Consider the following 17,255-nt stretch of genomic DNA (forward strand, 5'->3'; position numbering starts at 1 on the left):
CATCCGTCAAAAGCCCTCGGCCTGGGCGCGCTCCAGCGCGTCGCGCCAGATGCCCAAGCGGGCCAAGGGGTTGCCCGCGCCCTGCGCCCCCACGCCCTGCCAAAGGCCTTCGGCGTTGAAGCTGAACACGGGTTGCAAGTCCCCCCGCTTGCTGGCGGGCAGCAACTCGGGGTTGATGTTGTCCAAGATCAGGGGCTCGCCCTGGGGCTTGGGGTACCAGGCCAGGACCATGTGCGCCTGCGATCGCCCCTCGAACTGCGCCTTGACGTAGACCAGGCGCAGGCTGGCAGGGGCCACGCCCAGGCCCCGCAGCGCGAAGTACTTGCCCATGGCCAGGTCCTCGCAATCGCCCGCGCCCTTGTCGAACATCTCCATCGGGCTGGCCCAGTAGTCGACCTTGTTCCACACCGTGGCGTCGTCCCGCCATTCCACCCGCTGGTTGAAGAACTGGTTGACGCGGCGAACGCGCTCTTCCAGCGGCCAGGTCCCCGCTTGACCGGCCATGGCCAACAGGGCGGCCACCTGCTGCTGCACCGCCGCGCTGCGCTGGGCGGCTTGGGCTTTCAACCGAGCCACATCCCACGCCGCCACGCCCCAGGCCAGCAGGGCCAGGGCGCAAGCAAGGACGAAGCGTGACATCGGGCGCATGCGGCAGGGGGCGTTTTCGGTGACTGTAGCGACGGGCGCCTGAAGGCCGCTTCATCTGCCTATGATGGTTTCCTCCAGTGAGGGCGCCGAGCCATGCACAGCAGCCAGATTCAGCAAGAACTCACAACGGCCCGTGACAAGGGCCCGCTGCGGGAGATCAAGATCCCGCCCTGTCCGGACCTGTTGCGCCGACTGCGCACGGCCATGCAACGGGCCGAGCCCGACATGACCGAGGTGCAGGCGGTGGCCTCGGCCGACGTGGCCATGTCGGCCACGCTCATCCGCGTGGCCAACAGCCCCGTGCACCTGAGCGATGGCGCGCCCTGCGTCAGCGTGGGCCAGGCCATGACGCGCCTCGGCCTGCAGCAAACCGCCATGCTGATGCAGCAGTTTCTGGTGCGCAATGCACTGCCGGTGAACAGCCCTCACCTACAGCGCTTTTGGGAGCGCTCGGCCAAGCGGGCCGTGTGCATGGAATTCTTGGCCCGCCACGTGGAGGGGCTGGCCGGCGATTTGGCCGCCAGCCACGGCCTGTTCTGCCACGTGGGCATTCCGGTGCTGCTGCAACAGGTGCGTGGCTACGGGGGCACCATGGTGGAGGCTGCGGCGCGGATCGATCGCCCCTTCATCGCCACGGAAGATGCCAACCATCGCACCAACCACGCCGTGGTCGGGGCCCTGGTGGTGCGCGCCTGGGGTTTCCCAGACCCCTTGATGGCCTCGGTGCGCCTGCACCACGACTTCACCGTGCTGAACGACCGCGACACCGACCCCGGTGTGCCCTTGTTGGTGGCGGCAGGCTTGGTGGCCGAACAGCTGATGCGCGAACACGAGGGCGTGCCGCCCGACGCCGAATGGCTGCAGCACCGCGACGAGGTGCAAGCCCACTTGAACATCTCCGAGGCCGATTTGGCCGAATGGGCGCACGACCTGCAGCCCACGCTGGACTACGTCGTTTGAGCCAAGTGACGGCGGGCATGCAACAGCGCCTGCGCCGCCAACCACGGCCCTGACGAACCGGCCACCAGCCGCCAGGCGGGCCAGAGGTGCTGCAGCAACTCGGCCGTGACCCAAGCGTCGCTGCTGGCTCGGTGGCGTTGGCCGACCTGCAAGCCATAGTGCTGCAACCAGGCGTCCAGGTGGCGGTGGGGCAAGTCGGGGAGCAGCGCCCGCGCCAACTCGGCCAGGTCCAACCACGGCCAAGGCCATCCCTGTCCCAGGTGCTGCCGACAGGCGCGCTCCAGCATGTGGGCATCGAAAGCGGCATGAAAGGCCAAGCAGGGCGCACCGTCCACGAAGGCCCGCAACTGCCGCAACCCCGCCGCGGGCGCTTGGCCACCGCCTTGCTCGCCGCGGCCCACGCCATGCAGCAGGATGTTGCGGCGGGCCACCGCGTCCAACACCACGCCTGGGGGGCACTGCAGCACCACCTCGAAGCTGTCGGCCACGCGCAGGCAGGGGCGTCCGCCCTCCAACGAAACCGCCACGGCGGCCGCGGCGATCAGGTGGTCGCGTTGCAGGTCCAGGCCGCTGGTCTCGGTGTCGATGACCACCCAACGCGTGGCGGTGGCGGCGAAGCGCCGCGCGCCGCGCCGGGTTGCCCATTCGTGCCACCAGTTCATGCGCGCAAGTGGTCCAGTTGAAGGCGCTGCTGCAAGCGTTGCGCCACCCGCAGGGACACGCGCAAGGTGCGGCGGTCGAGGTCGTTGAGCCGGTCGATGGGCACCCAGTTGGGCCCTTCGGGTGACGCCGTCTCGTCCCCCGGCGCGAGCTGCCCCTGCAAGCGCAAGCCCTGCAAGAACTCGAAGGCGGCGGCCCAGCCTTGGCGCTCCTGCTCGCCCACACCCAAGGCCTCGCCCGCCGCCAGCAGGCGCTCGCGCGTTCCCACGGCATCGATGCCCTGGGCCAGGGCCATCAAGCGGGCCGCCTCGACGAACAAGGCCGTGCCATTGGCCTTCAGGTCCAGGCCCAGGACGCCGTGGCGCGCTTCGGGGTCCAGCGCCCCTCGCCACGACAGCGGCGGCTTCCAGCGCAGGGCGTTCTCGGCCATCAGGCGCAGGAAGCGGGCCGAGGCCGGCCCGCGGGCCAGGGCCCGCAAGGGCTCGGCCCAAGCCGCCTGGCCGGCCACCGGGCGGGCGTCGAAAAAGATCGAAACCCGCAGCAGGTCCTCGGGGGTTCCTTGGTTCAGCCAGGTCAGGAAGGCCTCGCGCCACTCTTGCACCGAGCGGCAGCAGTCGGGGTTGCGGGCCATGACACCGCCTTTGCACAAGGGGAACCCAGCCTCGTTCAGGCTGTCGCAAACCGCCGCCCCCAGCGCCAGCCAACGCGGACGGTCCTGGTCGGGCTGCTCGCTGGCGAACACGATGCCGTTGTCCTGGTCGGTGGCGAGGGTCTGCTCGCCCCGGCCCTCGCTGCCGAAGGCCAGCCAGGCGGCCTGGCCCAAGTCCAAGCCCAACGCGGTGGCGTGCAGCTGCACCAGCCGCTCGGTGAGCAGGTCGTTGAGGTGGGCGATCAAGCCCGTGAGCGTCTTGGCACCGACGCCCTGCCCTGCCAACAGGCGCGCCAGCTCCCGGATGCGCGGGGCTTGCTCCAGCACGGCAGCCACGTGGTCGGCGGCGCGCAACTCGCTGCTGACGCGCTGCACCGACAGGCGCGACAGGGCGAACAGGTCGCGCTCGGACACGATGCCCACCAGGCGCTCGCCATCCACCACCGGCACATGGCGCAAGGTGTAGCGGCTCATCAACAAGGCCGCTTCTTGCGCCGTGTGCTGCACGCCCAGGCTGCGCACGGGCTGCGACATCACCTGCCCAATGGCCGTGTGCAGCGGCCGCTGGGGCAAGGTGACGCGGTCGAGCACGTCGTCGCGGGTCAGGATGCCCAAGGGCCGGTGGTCCGCATCGACCACCAGCACCGAGCCCACCCGGCGCTGGCTCATGGCCCGCAGGGCCAGCTCCAAAGGGGTGTCGGGCCCCACGGTGAGCACCTTGGGCCGCATCAGCTCGCGCAGAGGCCGCTCCATCGACTGCTGCGCCAGGGCCGCCTGCGTGGCCTGCCGGGCCTGTTCGCGACCGGCCAACTGCAGCAGCTGCAGCACCCGCTCGCTCAGGTGCGCCGCCAAAGGGGGGCTCACGGCCGCCACGGCCTTCACGGTGTCCGCCGGCACGCGCCACACGAAGACGTCGCTGTCGGCGCGGTAGGTGGCAGTGACGGCCCGGCCGTTCATCAAGGCCGCCATGGGAAAGCAGTCGCCAGCCTCGTACTGCCAGCCGCCCGCCAGCTCGGCCAGGCCTTGGTGGGCCGACACCAGCCCCGACTTCACGACGAAGAGCGCCGTCGCGGGACCGTCATCCGGGCAGGCGATGACCTCCTCGGGGGCGAAATAGGCCTGCTCGGCCGCCAGCACCAAGGTGCGCAGGGCCTCGGGGGCCATGGCGTCAAAGGGGGCGTGCCGGCGCCAAAGCGCCATCTCTTGCTGCAGCAAATGCGGGGCGGGGCTGTCGGACATCGTCGACCCTGGAAATCTCGAGCTCATTCTGCGAGGCCGGTCCGCCTCAACACTTGCGATCGGTCAAGGCCGCTCGAGCTTCAGGTCGGGGTAGCGCAGGGCCGCGACCAGCGCCTGGGCGTCGCGCCGCGGCGGCGGCGTCAGCCAGCTGACCACCACGATGGTCAAGGCCCCCAGGGGCACGCCAAACACCGCGGCCGACACCGGCTGGATCCCCCACCACAGCTGCACCGGTGCGCTGATCCCCAAGAGTTCGCGCAGCCACGGTTGGTTCAGGGCCATGTAGGCCGTGGCCACGCCGAGCCCGACGACGATGCCGGCACAGGCCCCCCACTTGTTGGCCCGGGGCCAGAACACCCCCAGCACCAGCGCCGGGAACAGGGCCGAGCCCGCCAGCGAGAACGCCGCCGCCACCATGAAGAGGATGTCCCCGGGGCGCTGGGCCGCGACGTAGGCGGCGGCCAAGGCCACCACCAGCAGCAGCATCTTGGACAAGGCCACCCGACGGCTGGTGTTGGCCCGCGGGTTGATCATTTGGTAATAGACGTCGTGCGACAGGGCGTTGGAGATGGTCAGCAGCAGGCCGTCGGCCGTGGACAGGGCCGCCGCCAAGCCGCCGGCGGCCACCATGCCGGAGACCACGTAGGGCATGCCTCCCAGCTCGGGCGCCAGCAGCACGAAGATGTCCGTGCCGATCTTGAGCTCGCCGAACTGCAGCAAGTGGTCGCCGTTGACGTCGACCACGCTCAACAGGTTGGGGTCGATGCGCGACCAGCGCGCCATCCAGTCGGGCAATCGGTCGAAGGGCAGGCCCACCAGTTGGGTGAACACCTCGTACTTCACCAGCACCGCCAAGGCCGGCGCGCTGATGTAGAGCACCACGATGAAAAGCAGGCTCCAAGCGACGGACTCGCGCGCCTCCTTCACCGTGGGCGTGGTGTACGAGCGCATGAGGATGTGCGGCAAGGCGGCGGTGCCCACGGTCAAGCAGAACACCAAGGCCAAGAAGTTGCGGCGGTCGTCTTCGAACTCTTGGCGCTGCTGGGCCGAACCCTCGGGGTCGCCCTTGAAGGGCCTCGCATGGGGCGGCATGCCGGCCAGGGGCTGGGCCCGCTCCCGCGCCTGCGCCAGGGCGCGGGTCCAGGTCTCGCGGGCGATGGCGTCGTTGGCCGGCAACTTGGCCAGCGCGCGCTCGGCCAGGTGCACGTCCATGCGACTGGCCCCGCTTTCCACCAGCTGGGTCAGGTGGGCCTGGGCCGCTTCGCGATCGCGGGCGCGCGCACCCGGCACGTCTCGCAGCTTGCGCTCCAGCGCCTCGACCCGCTCTTGGTAGACCGCGCGCACTTCCAACTCGGCCGGGTCGTTCGCCAAACGACGCTCGATCTCGGTGACCTTCTCCAACTGCTGGGCGTAGGCGATCTGCGGCACGGGCATGCCCGTCTGCTTCACGGACAACCACACCACCGGCACCATGTAGGCGATCACCAGCACGATGTACTGCGCGACCTGGGTCCAGGTCACCGCCCGCATGCCGCCCAGAAAGCTGCACACCAGGATGCCAGCGAGGCCGGCAAACACACCGATCTCGAACACCATGCCCGTCAGGCTGGAGGCCACCAGGCCCACGCCATAGATCTGGGCCACCACGTAGGTGAAGGAGCACAGCAAGGCGGCCACCACCCCGAGCAAGCGTGGCAGGTTGCCCTCGTAGCGCGCGCCGAGGAAGTCCGGGATCGTGTACTGGCCGAACTTGCGCAGGTAGGGCGCCAGCAGCATGGCCACCAAGCAGAAGCCCCCGGTCCACCCCAGGATGTAGGCCAGGCCGCCATAGCCGGAGACGTACAAGGTGCCTGCCAAGCCCATGAAGCTGGCCGCGCTCATCCAGTCGGCGCCCGTGGCCATGCCGTTGTAGACCGCGGGAACCCGGCGCCCGGCCACGTAGTACTCGACCGGGTCGGCGGTGCGGCTGACGAAGCCGATGCCGGCGTACAGCAGCACCGAGCCGGCCAGGAAGCTCAGGCCGATGACCTGCCGACCCACGCCAAACGCCTCCAGCACCGACAGCAGCAGCACGAACACCAGGAAGCCCCCGGTGTACCAACCGAAGGCCCGGTTGAGTTGGCGCTTGAATGGGGCCTGGGGTGCCGGCTCAGTCCTTGCCATGCGCCTCCCCTTGGGCCGCCTGCAAGAACTCGGCATCCAATTCGTTCATCCGCCAGCAGTACACCAGGGCGATCAACAGGTACGCCAACAGCCCCCCTTGGGCCGCCCACCAGTAGCTCAGCGGCCAGCCCAGCCAAGAGCCATCGAAGCTGCGCGCGAAGTACACGCTGCAGAAGGTCAGCAAGGCCCAGGCGCACAGCAAGCCACCGGTCAGGCGCCGCGTGGCGCGCCAGTGGCGGGCGGCGCCCTTGTCGGGGGTGTCGGGCACCGCGTTCATGCCAGCACCGGCTTTATGACAGCGTTTGGCTGCGCCAGTTCCTGCGCCACCGCGCGGGCCACGGCCGCGTCCACCTGCCCCAAGCGCGCCATCGCCGTGCGAACGCGGTCGTCGAGACCAAGTCGGTGCCCCACCCTGGCGATCTGGGTCCAACCGTAGGGGCTGATGGGTTGCAATTGGGCGTTGACTTCGAAGGCCTGCAGGGCCTCCTGCCAACGCCCAAGGCCGACCAAGGCCAGTCCGCGCCCGTACCAGGCGCGGTCGGCGCGCGGGTCCAGGGCGCAGGCGGCCTCAAAACAGGCCAAGGCCCGCGCCGGCTGCCCCGCTTGGTCACACACGAAACCCAAGTTGTACTGGGCCACCGCGTCCTGCGGCGAGGCGGTGACGACCGCCTCCCAATCGTCGCGGGCCAGCGCCCATTGACCGGCCCGCCCGGCGGCCCAGGCCCGCGAAGCCCGCGCGTCGACGGAATCCGGCTGGACCGCCACCACCCGGTGCCAAGCGCGCAAGGCCCGGTCCCATCGGCCCGTCCAAGCCGCCCCATGCGCCACCACGCACCAGTGCAGCGCGCGCCACCCCGGCCTCATGCGCACACCACCCGACCCGCGTCCACGCACAGGCTTAGCTTGGCCACCGCGGCACCGAGCCACACCGCCAGCGCGAGCGCGGCCGCGCACCAAGGCACGAGCCGGGGCGACGGCGTCCCCGGCCAGCAGCGGCGCACCAAGCCCTCCACGGGCTGCGTCACCGTCCAAAACAGGCGATGCATGAGGTTGTCGGGGGCGCGAGACCCGGCCAGCACGGCCAAGACGCCACGGGCGGCGAAGGCCATCAAGGCCACCTCCGCCAGCAACTTCATGCTCGTCACGAACCACAACATGCGCCACATCCTAAAAGCCCCGAATCCCGTCCGACGGGGGCTCCCAAAGGAAAGGGGCGGAGCCGTCGCCGACCCCGCCCGCCTCGTCACTGGAAAACCGTCAGGCTTCAGCGCGTGTCGTCGGCAAAGATGTCCTTGTCCTTGTTCTCGGGCACGAACAGCAGGCCCAGAACGACCGTCATCAGCGCGATCACGATGGGGTACCACAGGCCGTAGTACACGTCACCCGACTGGGCGATCATGGCAAAGGCCGTGGCCGGCATCAGGCCACCGAACCAGCCGTTGCCGATGTGATACGGCAGCGACATGCCGGTGTAGCGGATGCGCGTGGGGAACAGTTCCACCAGCGCCGCAGCGATGGGGCCGTAGACCATGGTCACCAGGAGCACCAGGTAGGTCAGGATCAAGACCAAGGGGAAGGCCTGGCCGTTGAAAACGCCGAAGAAGCCCTCGACCTTGACGGCGCCCTCACCCGCCTTGCCCGGCGCGGGGTAGCCCGCCGCGGCCAGCTTTTCGTTCACCGCCTTGGCGAACGCAGCCGGCACGGCCTTGACATCGTCGCCCGAGAGCTTCGTGGTCTCGTAGGCCACGATCTCGGCGTCGCCCACCTTGACCTTGGCCGGAATGGCACCGGGTTGGTAGTCGACCGAGTAGTTGACCGAACTGCGTGCCAGCAAAGCCTTGGTCACGTCGCAACTGCTGGTGAACTTGGCCGTGCCCGTGGGGTTGAACTGGAACGAGCAGTCGTTCTTGTCGGCCACGATCGTGACCTTGGTGTTCTGTTGGGCCGCGTGCAGAGCCGGGCTGGCAATGCTCGTGATGGTCTTGAACACCGGGAAGTAGGTGATCGCTGCGAGCACGCAACCGGCCAAGATGATCGGCTTGCGGCCGATGCGGTCCGACAGCGAGCCAAAGATCACAAAGCCCACCGTGCCCAAGATCAGCGACCAGGCGATCAGCACGTTGGCCGTGAACATGTCGATCCGCAGGATGGTCTGCAGGAAGAACAGTGCGTAGAACTGGCCCGTGTACCAAACCACGGCCTGACCGGCCACCAGGCCGAACAGGGCGATCAGCGCGAACTTGGCGTTCTTCCACTGGCCAAATGCTTCGGACAGCGGCGCCTTGGACTGCGTGCCCTCGGCCTTCATCTTCTTGAAGGCCGGCGACTCTTCCATCTGCAAGCGGATCCAAACCGACACGGCGAGCAGGAAGATCGACAGCAGGAACGGCACGCGCCAGCCCCAGGCCTTGAACGCGTCCTCGCCCACGAAGGTGCGAACGCTCAAGATCACCATCAGCGACAGCAGCAGGCCCAGGGTGGCCGTGGTCTGAATCCAGCTGGTGAAGAAACCGCGACGACCGTGCGGGGCGTGTTCGGCCACGTACACGACCGCGCCCCCGTACTCACCCCCCAGGGCCAAGCCCTGCAGCATGCGCAGCGCGATCAGGATGATCGGCGCCGCCCACCCGATGGTGTCGTAGCCGGGCAGCAAGCCGACGATGAAGGTCGACGCGCCCATGATCAGGATCGTCATCAGGAAGGTGTGCTTGCGGCCGATCAAGTCGCCCAAGCGCCCGAAGAACAGCGCGCCAAACGGACGCACCAAGAAGCCGGCAGCGAAGGCCAACAACGCGAACACGTTGCGCGTGGCCTCCGGGAACGACGAGAAGAACTGCGCGCCGATGATGGCGGCGAGCGAGCCGTACAGGTAGAAGTCGTACCACTCGAAGATGGTGCCGGCCGACGACGCCAAGATGACGCGCTTTTCCTCGCGTGTCATCGGTCGCTTGCGGTCGGCGAGGTTGGGTACCGCGTTGCTGGTTGCCATGGGGTGTCTCCTCTTGGATGTCAAGCCATGTTGGACGGGTCGACTTGATCAGGATCAGTGTTGCCAGCCAAACTGACCGCTTCCTTACATCCCTGACAAGCGGAAAGGAAGTTCGTCCGCTCGCGTTTTCGCCCGGTTTCATAGGGGGCCGACGGGGTGGCTCACGCAGAATTCGGGGCGGTCCCGACCGGGAAGTCCCCATGCGGAGTTACCCGAGACGTGGCCAACGCGGCCTGTGAGGCCTCGGTCCGGGCCGCCAAAACCCCGTGAAACCTAGAATCCGCGCTTTCGCCGCCCCTGGGGCGGCCCACGCACGCCACAACGCAAAGAGACCTATGGACGCCGAACGCATCAACGCCTTGGGCACGCTGATCAATGACCTCCGTGCGCGCACCGACGCGCTCCGGGGGTATCTTTGACTACGACCGCAAAGCCCTGCGCCTGAACGAGGTCAACGCCGCCCTCGAAAACCCCGCGGTCTGGAACGAACCCAAGCGCGCCCAGGAACTGGGCAAGGAAAAGCGCGAACTCGACCGGGTGGTGGAGACCATCAACCACTTGGACGCCAACCTTGGCGACAACCTCGAACTCTTCGAGATGGCCAAGGAAGAAGGCGACTTCGACTCCATCGAAACCCTGGAAGGCGAGACCGCCAAGCTGACCGCCCTGGTCGAGGAGTTCGAGTTCCGCCGGATGTTCAACAACCCGGCCGACCCGAGCAACTGCTTCATCGACATCCAGGCCGGCGCCGGCGGCACCGAGGCCTGCGACTGGGCCGGCATGCTGCTGCGCCAGTACTTGAAGTACTGCGAGCGCAAGGGCTTCAAGGCCACCGTCGAAGACGAAACCCCGGGCGACGTGGCCGGCCTCAAGAGCGCCACGATCAAGGTGGAGGGCGAGTACGCCTTCGGCCTGCTGCGCACCGAAACCGGCGTGCACCGCCTGGTCCGCAAGAGCCCCTTCGACAGCGCGGGCGGCCGCCACACCAGCTTCGCCTCGCTGTTCGTGTACCCGGAAATCGACGATTCCATCGAGATCGAGATCAACCCGGCCGATGTGCGCACCGACACCTACCGCGCCAGTGGCGCCGGCGGCCAGCACATCAACAAAACCGACTCGGCCGTGCGCCTGACGCACATCCCGACCGGCATCGTGGTGCAGTGCCAAGACGGGCGCAGCCAGCACAGCAACCGCGACGTGGCCTGGAAACGCCTGCGCTCGCGCTTGTACGACCACGAGATGCGCAAGCGCCAAGAAGAGCAGCAAAAGCTGGAAGACACCAAGACCGACGTGGGCTGGGGCCACCAGATCCGCTCCTACGTGCTGGACCAGAGCCGCATCAAGGACCTGCGCACCAACGTCGAAATCTCCAACACCCAAAAGGTGTTGGACGGTGACTTGGACGCCTTCATCACCGCCAGCTTGAAGCAAGGCGTGTGATCCATGGCCCCCGGTCTCCCTTCGGTCGCCACCCCCCAAGGGGGCCGCGGTCGCCTTGGGGCGGCCCGGCGCCGACCGGCCGCATGAAAACGACGTTTGCGCTCGCGCTCGGCATCGCCATCGTCGGCCAGGTCCTGTACCAGGTCACGCAAAAGACGGTGCACGCCGAGGCCCACCCGGTGCTGGCCCTGATCGCCTTCTACTTGGTGGCGGCCGTGCTGTCGCTGCCCTTGTTCTTCCTGTTTCCCCTGCAGGGTTCGCTGTCGGGCGGCATCGGCCAGCTCAACGCCTCGGTGCTGGGCGTGGCCCTGTCGATCGTGCTGATCGAGCTGGGCTTTTTGCTGGCTTATCGCGCCGGCGGCAGCCTCTCCAGCACCTACGTGCTCAGCGCGTCCGTCGTGACCTGCGTGATGCTGCTGCTCGGCACCCTGTTTTTCAAGGAGGCCGTGACGGCCTCGAAGCTGGCCGGCATCGGCCTGTGTTTTGCGGGCATCTGGCTGCTGACGCGGCCCGCCGCCTGACCCCCTGATTTCCAAAGGAACCGCCATGCGCGAAGGCAACGCCACCGCCATCCAACGTCTGGACTACCGAGCCCCGACCTACTGGATCGCCACTGTCGACCTGACGTTCGACCTCGACCCGGCCAAGACCCTGATCACCAGCAAGATGGCCGTCAAGCGAAACAGCGCGCAGGCCCACGGCCCCCTGGTGCTGGTGGGCGAAGAGCTGACCCTGCTGCGCTGCCTGATCGACGGCGAGCCCGTGAGCTTCCGGCAGGAAGGCAACGACCTCGTCATCGACGCGCCCGACCGCGACTTCGAGCTGACCCTGCGCAACACCTGCGCGCCTGAAAAGAACACGGCGCTCAGCGGCCTGTACACCTCGGGCGGCAGCTTCTTCACCCAGTGCGAGGCCGAGGGCTTCCGCCGCATCACCTACTTCCTGGACCGCCCGGACGTGATGGCCGTCTACACGGTCACCCTGCGTGCCGACGCCGCCAAGTACCCGGTGCTGCTGAGCAACGGCAACTTGCTGGAGCAGGGCACGCTGGACGGTGGCAAGCACTTCGCCAAGTGGCACGACCCCTTCCCCAAGCCCAGCTACCTGTTTGCTGTGGTGGCCGGTGACCTCGTCGCGCGCGAGCAGCGCATCACCACGCGCTCGGGCAAGGACCACCTGCTGCAGGTCTACGTGCGCCGCGGCGACCTGGACAAGACCGAGCACGCGATGAACTCGCTCATCGCCTCCATCGTGTGGGACGAGAAGCGGTTCAACCTGCCCCTGGACCTGGAGCGCTTCATGGTCGTCGGCGTGTCCGACTTCAACATGGGCGCGATGGAGAACAAGGGCCTGAACATCTTCAACACCAGCGCCCTGCTGTGTTCGCCCGCCACCGCCACCGATGCCGACTTCCAACGCGTCGAGGCCATCGTGGCCCACGAGTACTTCCACAACTGGACCGGCAACCGCGTGACCTGCCGCGACTGGTTCCAGCTCTCGCTCAAAGAAGGCCTGACCGTCTTCCGCGACCGCGAGTTCAGCATGGACATGGCCGGCAGCGCCAGCGCGCGCGCCGTCCAACGCATCCAGCAGGTGCGCAACCTGCGCGCCATCCAGTTCCCCGAAGACGCGGGCACGATGGCGCACCCGGTGCGCCCTGACAGCTACGTCGAGATCAACAACTTCTACACCGCCACCGTCTACGAAAAGGGCGCCGAGGTGGTGGGCCTGTACCAAACCCTGCTGGGCCGTGACGGCTTCGCCAAGGGCATGGCCCTGTACTTCGAGCGCCACGACGGCCAGGCCGTGACCTGCGACGACTTCGCCCAGGCCATGGCCGACGCGAACCCCGGCTCGCCGCTGAGCAGCCGCCTGGACGCCTTCAAGCGCTGGTACAGCCAGCCCGGCACGCCTCACGTGGCAGCCCAAGGCGAGTACGACGCCGAAGGCCACACCTACACGCTGCGCCTGAGCCAGCGCAACGCCAAGGGCCCGCTGCCGCAGGTCATCCCGGTGCGCATGGGCCTCGTCGGCCCCGAGGGCCAGGCCCTGCCCTTGCAACTGCAAGGCGAGATCGCGGCCCGCGGCACCGACACCGTGCTGATCTTGGAAGAGGCCGCGCAGGCCTTCACCTTCGTGAACGTCATGGTGCCGCCGGTGCCCTCGTTGCTGCGCGGCTTCTCGGCCCCGGTGCTGCTGGAAGACGGCCTGAGCGACCCGCAACTGCTGACCCTGCTGCGCTTCGACGCCGACGCCTTCAACCGCTGGGAAGCCGGCCAGCGCCTGAGCCTCAAGCGCCTGCTGCGCGCGGCCCGTTCGGGCCAGCCCTTGCAGCTGGACAACGCCTACGTGGAAGCCATGCGCGCCGTGCTGCGCCATGCCGACCTGGACCCGGCCTTCAAGGCCGAGGCCCTGAAGCTGCCCGACGCGGCCTACATCGCCGAGCAACTCGAGGTGGTCGATCCGCAGGCCATCCACGCCGCGGTGGAAGCCGCGTGGGACCAACTGGCCGCCGCCCTGCGCGACGACTGGGCCTGGGCTTTCGACGCCCACCAAGTGACGGGCGGCTACAGCCCGAACGCCGTGGACGCGGGCAAGCGCGCCCTGGCCAACCTGGCCCTGGCCATGCTGGTGCGCGGCGCCGTGGCCCAAGGCGACCCGGTGTGGCCCGGCCGCGCCTACCAGCGCGTCAAGACCGCCAGCAACATGACCGAGCGCTTCGGCGCCTTGGCCGCACTGGTCAACGCCCATGCCGAGCTGGCCGAGCCGGCTTTGGTGCACTTCCACGCCCTCTTTGCCGACGACGCCCTGGTCATCGACAAGTGGTTCATGCTGCAAGCCCGCACGCCCGAGCGCGGTGGCGCCGTGTTCGAGCGCGCGAAGAAGCTGCTCCAGCACCCCGACTTCACGCTGAAGAACCCGAACCGCGCGCGCAGCCTGCTCGTGCAGCTGTGCAACATGAACCCGGGCGCCTTCCATCGCAGTGACGCGGCCGGCTACGTGCTGTGGGCCGAGCAAGTGGCGGCCATCGATGCCATCAACCCGCAACTGGCCGGCCGCCTGGCCCGCGCCATGGACCGTTGGAGCACCTTGGCCGAGCCCTACCGCACCGCCGCGCAAGAAGCCCTGAAACGCTTGGCCGAACGCTCTACTTTGTCCAACGACGTTCGCGAGATCGTCACCAAAGCCTTGGGGGCCTGAAGATGGCACAGCGCATCAGCCTGACCCAGTACCTCGTCGAACAGCAACGCGCCCACGGCCACATCCCGCAGCAGCTGCGCCTGCTGATCGAGGTGGTGGCCCGCGCCTGCAAGCGCATCGCGATCAGCGTCAACAAGGGCGCCCTGGGCGACGTGCTGGGCACGGCGGGCAGCGAGAACGTGCAAGGCGAGGTCCAGAAGAAGCTGGACATCATCGCCAACGAGGTGCTGATCGAGGCCAACGAGTGGGGCGGCCACCTGGCGGCCATGGGCTCGGAGGAGATGGACAGCATCCACGTCGTGCCCAACCGCTACCCGCAGGGCGAGTACCTGCTGCTGTTCGACCCGCTCGACGGCAGCAGCAACATCGACGTCAACGTCAGCATCGGCACCATCTTCTCGGTGCTGCGCAAGGTCAACAACCAGCGCGGCATCAGCGAGGAAGACTTCCTGCAGCCCGGCAAGCAGCAGGCCGCTGCGGGCTATTGCATTTACGGCCCCCAGGTCACCCTCGTGCTGACCGTAGGCGACGGCGTGGCCATGTTCACCCTGGACCGCGAGATGGGCTCTTGGGTGCTGACCGAGGACGACATCAAGATCCCGGCCGACACCAAAGAGTTCGCCATCAACATGTCGAACATGCGCCATTGGGCGCCGCCGGTGAAGCGCTACATCGACGAGTGCCTGGCCGGCAGCACCGGCCCGCGCGAGAAGGACTTCAACATGCGCTGGGTGGCCAGCATGGTGGCCGACGTGCACCGCATCTTGACCCGCGGCGGCATCTTCATGTACCCCTGGGACGCCCGCGAGCCCAACAAGGCCGGCAAGCTGCGCCTGATGTACGAGGCCAACCCCATGGGCTTCATCGTCGAGCAGGCCGGTGGCATGGTGACCGACGGCAAGCGCCGCATCCTGGACATCGTGCCCACCAAGCTGCACGAGCGCGTGGCCGTGGTACTGGGCTCCAAGAACGAGGTGGAGCGCGTGACGCGCTACCACCTCGAAGCCGCAACGGGCGATTGACACCAGCCGGGCTCCATCCGTGAAAAGCATCCGCTAATGGCGGGTGCAAAAGCCCCGGGGCTTGTCCGGCATCAAGGCAGCGCGCATCATCGACGCACCTCCTTCACCTCGAAAGGTGCTTCATGAAGCTGCTTCACTTTGCCGCCGCCTTCAGCGTGGTTGCCATGGGCGGGATTGCCAATGCACAGGACCCCAAAGCCACCATCGCCGATCTGGAAGCTCGCCTCGGAAAGATCGGGGCACCCAAGGTCGAAGGCACGGACACCGTGGCTGGAAAGACCGTGCCCGCCCTGTTTTTTGGGGATCGCAAGATCAACAACAACTACGAAGTGGTGGATGCCGTCCGGAAAGCGCATGGGGCCACGGCCACCTTGTTCGTCAAGGACGGCGACGAGTTCATTCGCGTCAGCACCAACGTCCTGACACCCGAAGGCAAGCGGGGCGTTGGCACGGCGTTGGCGCGCAATCCGGCCTATGAAGCCCTTTCCAAGGGCAGCAACTACTGCGGCACGGTTGACGTGCTAGGAACCTCGTTCGACGCTTGCTACAACCCGATCAAGGTGGCGGGCAAGGTGGTCGGAGCCACTTATATCGGACACAAGAAGTAACTCCCGAACCCCGCCATGGCGGGGTTCGCTTTATTTCATTGGAGTGGCTCGCCATGAATCCCTGGACCAAGCTGCAATCGGCGTTGGGTCGCCTCCCCATCGGGTGGCAATTGACCTTGGCGTTTGGGGTCATCCTTGTTTTGAGTGCCGTCGCTGGGCTGGGCTCGCTGGCGGCATTGGCGCGCGTGGAGTCCCAAGCCCAAACGCTGAGTAGCAAGTGGCTCGCTGGCGTGGGAAGCCTGGCGACTGCGCGCAGCGCACTGATTGACATGCGGGACTGGGAGATCAAGCACAGCCGAACCTCGGACAAGAGCTACCACAGCGAGTACGAAGACAAGATCAACAGCAGCACTGAGACGCTGGAGAAGTCCTTGAGTTCCTTCGAGGCCCTCGTCAGCGAATCCGCCGAGCGGGACATGATGAAGAAGCTTCGTGCGGGATGGGAGGAGTACGCCAAGTTCCGCAAGACCGTCCTCAGCCTGGGGCGGGAGGGGCAACAGACAGACGCCGCCGATGTGAGCGATGGCGCGGCGAGCATGGGTTTTGACAACGCGCTCACGGCCCTGGATGCATTGACGCGGCACAGCTTCGATGGGGGACGTCAGGCCGCCCAGGACTCCAAGCGCACGTACGAAACGGCGCGCAATGCCCTTCTAGGCTTCCTCATGCTGAACCTGGGGATCGGCCTGTTGTTTGCCTTGGCCATCACGCAGGTGCTGGTTCGACAGCTCGGCGGGCAACCCACCACCGCTGCCCAAATCGCCCGTTCAGTGGCCGATGGCGAACTCAGCCAAAGCATCCGCGTCCGCCATGGCGATGAGGACAGTTTGATGGCCAGCCTGAGCCAGATGCAAACATCGCTTCGCGACGCAGTCAGCCGCGTGCGGCAGGGGTCAGAGAGCGTGGCCACGGCGAGCGCAGAGATCGCCACAGGGAACCAAGATCTGTCCAACCGCACCGAGCGGCAGGCCAGTGCCCTTCAACAAACGGCAGCGGCCATAGACCAGTTGAACCAAACCGTCACGGCCAACGCCGACAGTGCCAGCCAAGCCGCGCGCTTGGCCCAGAGTGCCTCGGACGTCGCTTCGCGCGGCGGCACGGTCGTCACCCAGGTCGTCGACACCATGGGCGGCATCCAAGAAAGCAGCCGCCGCATTGGCGACATCATCGGCGTGATCGACGGCATCGCGTTCCAGACCAACATCTTGGCCTTGAACGCAGCGGTTGAGGCCGCCCGTGCGGGTGAGCAAGGGCGCGGGTTTGCCGTGGTGGCGGGCGAAGTCCGCAATTTGGCGCAGCGCAGTGCCGAAGCGGCCAAGGAGATCAAGACCTTGATCGGCACGAGCGTGGAACGCGTTGAACAAGGCACCGCACTGGTGGGCGAAGCTGGGCAGACCATGCGAGAAATCGTCAATGCCATCGAACGAGTGACCACCATGGTGCAGGAGATCAGCGTCTCAAGCGCCCAACAGCGTTCGGGCATTCAACTCGTCAGTGACGCGATCTCGGAGATGGACCACGCGACGCAGCAGAACGCGGCGCTGGTGGAGGAAAGTGCAGCCGCGGCGGAAAGCTTGAAGCAACAAGCCCGTGGTCTGGTCGATGCGGTTGCCGTGTTCCGCGTGGACTGAGCAACAACAGCACAAACACCCCGCCGCATTGAGAGAAGCTCGACA

At 67.3% G+C, this 17,255-nt stretch carries 15 protein-coding genes; 7 read left to right on the forward strand and 8 right to left on the reverse strand.

Going from position 1 to position 17,255, the window contains the following annotated elements; all coding sequences use genetic code 11:
- Window positions 1-6 precede the first annotated feature (6 nt).
- Window positions 7-639: a transglutaminase-like cysteine peptidase gene (locus EOD73_RS05425; protein WP_127681580.1), complete on the reverse strand. Its 633-nt coding sequence runs from the start codon at window positions 637-639 to the stop codon at window positions 7-9.
- Window positions 640-741: 102 nt separating this feature from the next.
- On the opposite strand from EOD73_RS05425, the gene EOD73_RS05430 reads away from it, so the two are divergent.
- Window positions 742-1,608 (forward strand): HDOD domain-containing protein, encoded by an 867-nt coding sequence (locus tag EOD73_RS05430; RefSeq protein WP_127681582.1) that lies wholly within the window; start codon window positions 742-744, stop codon window positions 1,606-1,608.
- On the opposite strand, the gene EOD73_RS05435 is transcribed toward EOD73_RS05430, so the two are convergent.
- The 7 genes from EOD73_RS05435 to EOD73_RS05465 form a co-directional block, all read right to left on the reverse strand.
- Window positions 1,596-2,270, reverse strand: coding sequence for a 3'-5' exonuclease (locus EOD73_RS05435; RefSeq protein ID WP_127681584.1), 675 nt, complete (start codon window positions 2,268-2,270; stop codon window positions 1,596-1,598). The genes EOD73_RS05430 and EOD73_RS05435 overlap by 13 nt on opposite strands.
- Window positions 2,267-4,156 carry a DUF294 nucleotidyltransferase-like domain-containing protein gene (locus tag EOD73_RS05440; protein WP_164845949.1) on the reverse strand — a complete coding sequence of 630 codons (1,890 nt, stop codon included), beginning with the start codon at window positions 4,154-4,156 and terminating at the stop codon, window positions 2,267-2,269. The genes EOD73_RS05435 and EOD73_RS05440 overlap by 4 nt, the downstream gene beginning before the upstream one ends.
- A gap of 63 nt (window positions 4,157-4,219) precedes the next feature.
- Entirely contained in the window at window positions 4,220-6,319 is a 2,100-nt protein-coding gene (locus EOD73_RS05445; protein ID WP_127681588.1) for a sodium:solute symporter family protein, read from the reverse strand.
- Window positions 6,306-6,596 (reverse strand): DUF4212 domain-containing protein, encoded by a 291-nt coding sequence (locus EOD73_RS05450; RefSeq protein WP_127681590.1) that lies wholly within the window; start codon window positions 6,594-6,596, stop codon window positions 6,306-6,308. Before EOD73_RS05450 ends, EOD73_RS05445 begins: the two co-directional genes overlap by 14 nt.
- Window positions 6,593-7,183 carry a tetratricopeptide repeat protein gene (locus EOD73_RS05455; RefSeq protein WP_127681592.1) on the reverse strand — a complete coding sequence of 197 codons (591 nt, stop codon included), beginning with the start codon at window positions 7,181-7,183 and terminating at the stop codon, window positions 6,593-6,595. Before EOD73_RS05455 ends, EOD73_RS05450 begins: the two co-directional genes overlap by 4 nt.
- Window positions 7,180-7,476 (reverse strand): hypothetical protein, encoded by a 297-nt coding sequence (locus tag EOD73_RS05460; RefSeq protein WP_127681594.1) that lies wholly within the window; start codon window positions 7,474-7,476, stop codon window positions 7,180-7,182. The genes EOD73_RS05455 and EOD73_RS05460 overlap by 4 nt, the downstream gene beginning before the upstream one ends.
- A 107-nt stretch (window positions 7,477-7,583) precedes the next feature.
- A complete protein-coding gene (locus tag EOD73_RS05465; RefSeq protein WP_240660603.1) occupies window positions 7,584-9,308 on the reverse strand; it encodes an MFS transporter in 1,725 nt (574 codons plus the stop codon).
- 335 nt (window positions 9,309-9,643) lie between these two features.
- Here EOD73_RS05465 and prfB point away from each other — a divergent pair.
- From prfB to EOD73_RS05495, 6 genes are all read left to right on the forward strand, one after another.
- A protein-coding gene (gene prfB / locus EOD73_RS05470) for a peptide chain release factor 2 (RefSeq protein WP_127681596.1) occupies window positions 9,644-10,748 on the forward strand; the annotation gives its coding sequence in 2 pieces (ribosomal slippage) (window positions 9,644-9,724 and window positions 9,726-10,748; 1,104 coding nt in all).
- An 83-nt stretch (window positions 10,749-10,831) separates the two neighbouring features.
- A complete protein-coding gene (locus EOD73_RS05475; RefSeq protein ID WP_127681598.1) occupies window positions 10,832-11,269 on the forward strand; it encodes a hypothetical protein in 438 nt (145 codons plus the stop codon).
- Between the two features lie 25 nt (window positions 11,270-11,294).
- Window positions 11,295-13,949: an aminopeptidase N gene (pepN, locus tag EOD73_RS05480; protein WP_127681600.1), complete on the forward strand. Its 2,655-nt coding sequence runs from the start codon at window positions 11,295-11,297 to the stop codon at window positions 13,947-13,949.
- Window positions 13,950-13,951: 2 nt separating this feature from the next.
- On the forward strand, window positions 13,952-14,971 hold the full coding sequence (locus EOD73_RS05485; protein WP_127681602.1) for a class 1 fructose-bisphosphatase: 1,020 nt from the start codon (window positions 13,952-13,954) through the stop codon (window positions 14,969-14,971).
- Between the two features lie 122 nt (window positions 14,972-15,093).
- Complete coding sequence (locus EOD73_RS05490; RefSeq protein ID WP_127681604.1) at window positions 15,094-15,579, forward strand: Cache 3/Cache 2 fusion domain-containing protein; 486 nt, start codon at window positions 15,094-15,096, stop codon at window positions 15,577-15,579.
- A gap of 53 nt (window positions 15,580-15,632) precedes the next feature.
- On the forward strand, window positions 15,633-17,210 hold the full coding sequence (locus tag EOD73_RS05495; RefSeq protein WP_127681606.1) for a methyl-accepting chemotaxis protein: 1,578 nt from the start codon (window positions 15,633-15,635) through the stop codon (window positions 17,208-17,210).
- The last annotated feature ends 45 nt before the right edge of the window (window positions 17,211-17,255 follow it).

The organism is Inhella crocodyli (assembly GCF_004004565.1).
GTDB lineage: Bacteria > Pseudomonadota > Gammaproteobacteria > Burkholderiales > Burkholderiaceae_C > Inhella > Inhella crocodyli.

Coding starts and splice junctions, on each gene's coding strand:
- EOD73_RS05425 (WP_127681580.1), bottom strand. CDS start 639: ATGTCACGCTTCGTCCTTGCTTGCGCCCTGGCCCTGCTGGCCTGGGGC.
- EOD73_RS05430 (WP_127681582.1), top strand. CDS start 742: ATGCACAGCAGCCAGATTCAGCAAGAACTCACAACGGCCCGTGACAAG.
- EOD73_RS05435 (WP_127681584.1), bottom strand. CDS start 2,270: ATGAACTGGTGGCACGAATGGGCAACCCGGCGCGGCGCGCGGCGCTTC.
- EOD73_RS05440 (WP_164845949.1), bottom strand. CDS start 4,156: ATGTCCGACAGCCCCGCCCCGCATTTGCTGCAGCAAGAGATGGCGCTT.
- EOD73_RS05445 (WP_127681588.1), bottom strand. CDS start 6,319: ATGGCAAGGACTGAGCCGGCACCCCAGGCCCCATTCAAGCGCCAACTC.
- EOD73_RS05450 (WP_127681590.1), bottom strand. CDS start 6,596: ATGAACGCGGTGCCCGACACCCCCGACAAGGGCGCCGCCCGCCACTGG.
- EOD73_RS05455 (WP_127681592.1), bottom strand. CDS start 7,183: ATGAGGCCGGGGTGGCGCGCGCTGCACTGGTGCGTGGTGGCGCATGGG.
- EOD73_RS05460 (WP_127681594.1), bottom strand. CDS start 7,476: ATGTTGTGGTTCGTGACGAGCATGAAGTTGCTGGCGGAGGTGGCCTTG.
- EOD73_RS05465 (WP_240660603.1), bottom strand. CDS start 9,308: ATGGCAACCAGCAACGCGGTACCCAACCTCGCCGACCGCAAGCGACCG.
- EOD73_RS05475 (WP_127681598.1), top strand. CDS start 10,832: ATGAAAACGACGTTTGCGCTCGCGCTCGGCATCGCCATCGTCGGCCAG.
- pepN (WP_127681600.1), top strand. CDS start 11,295: ATGCGCGAAGGCAACGCCACCGCCATCCAACGTCTGGACTACCGAGCC.
- EOD73_RS05485 (WP_127681602.1), top strand. CDS start 13,952: ATGGCACAGCGCATCAGCCTGACCCAGTACCTCGTCGAACAGCAACGC.
- EOD73_RS05490 (WP_127681604.1), top strand. CDS start 15,094: ATGAAGCTGCTTCACTTTGCCGCCGCCTTCAGCGTGGTTGCCATGGGC.
- EOD73_RS05495 (WP_127681606.1), top strand. CDS start 15,633: ATGAATCCCTGGACCAAGCTGCAATCGGCGTTGGGTCGCCTCCCCATC.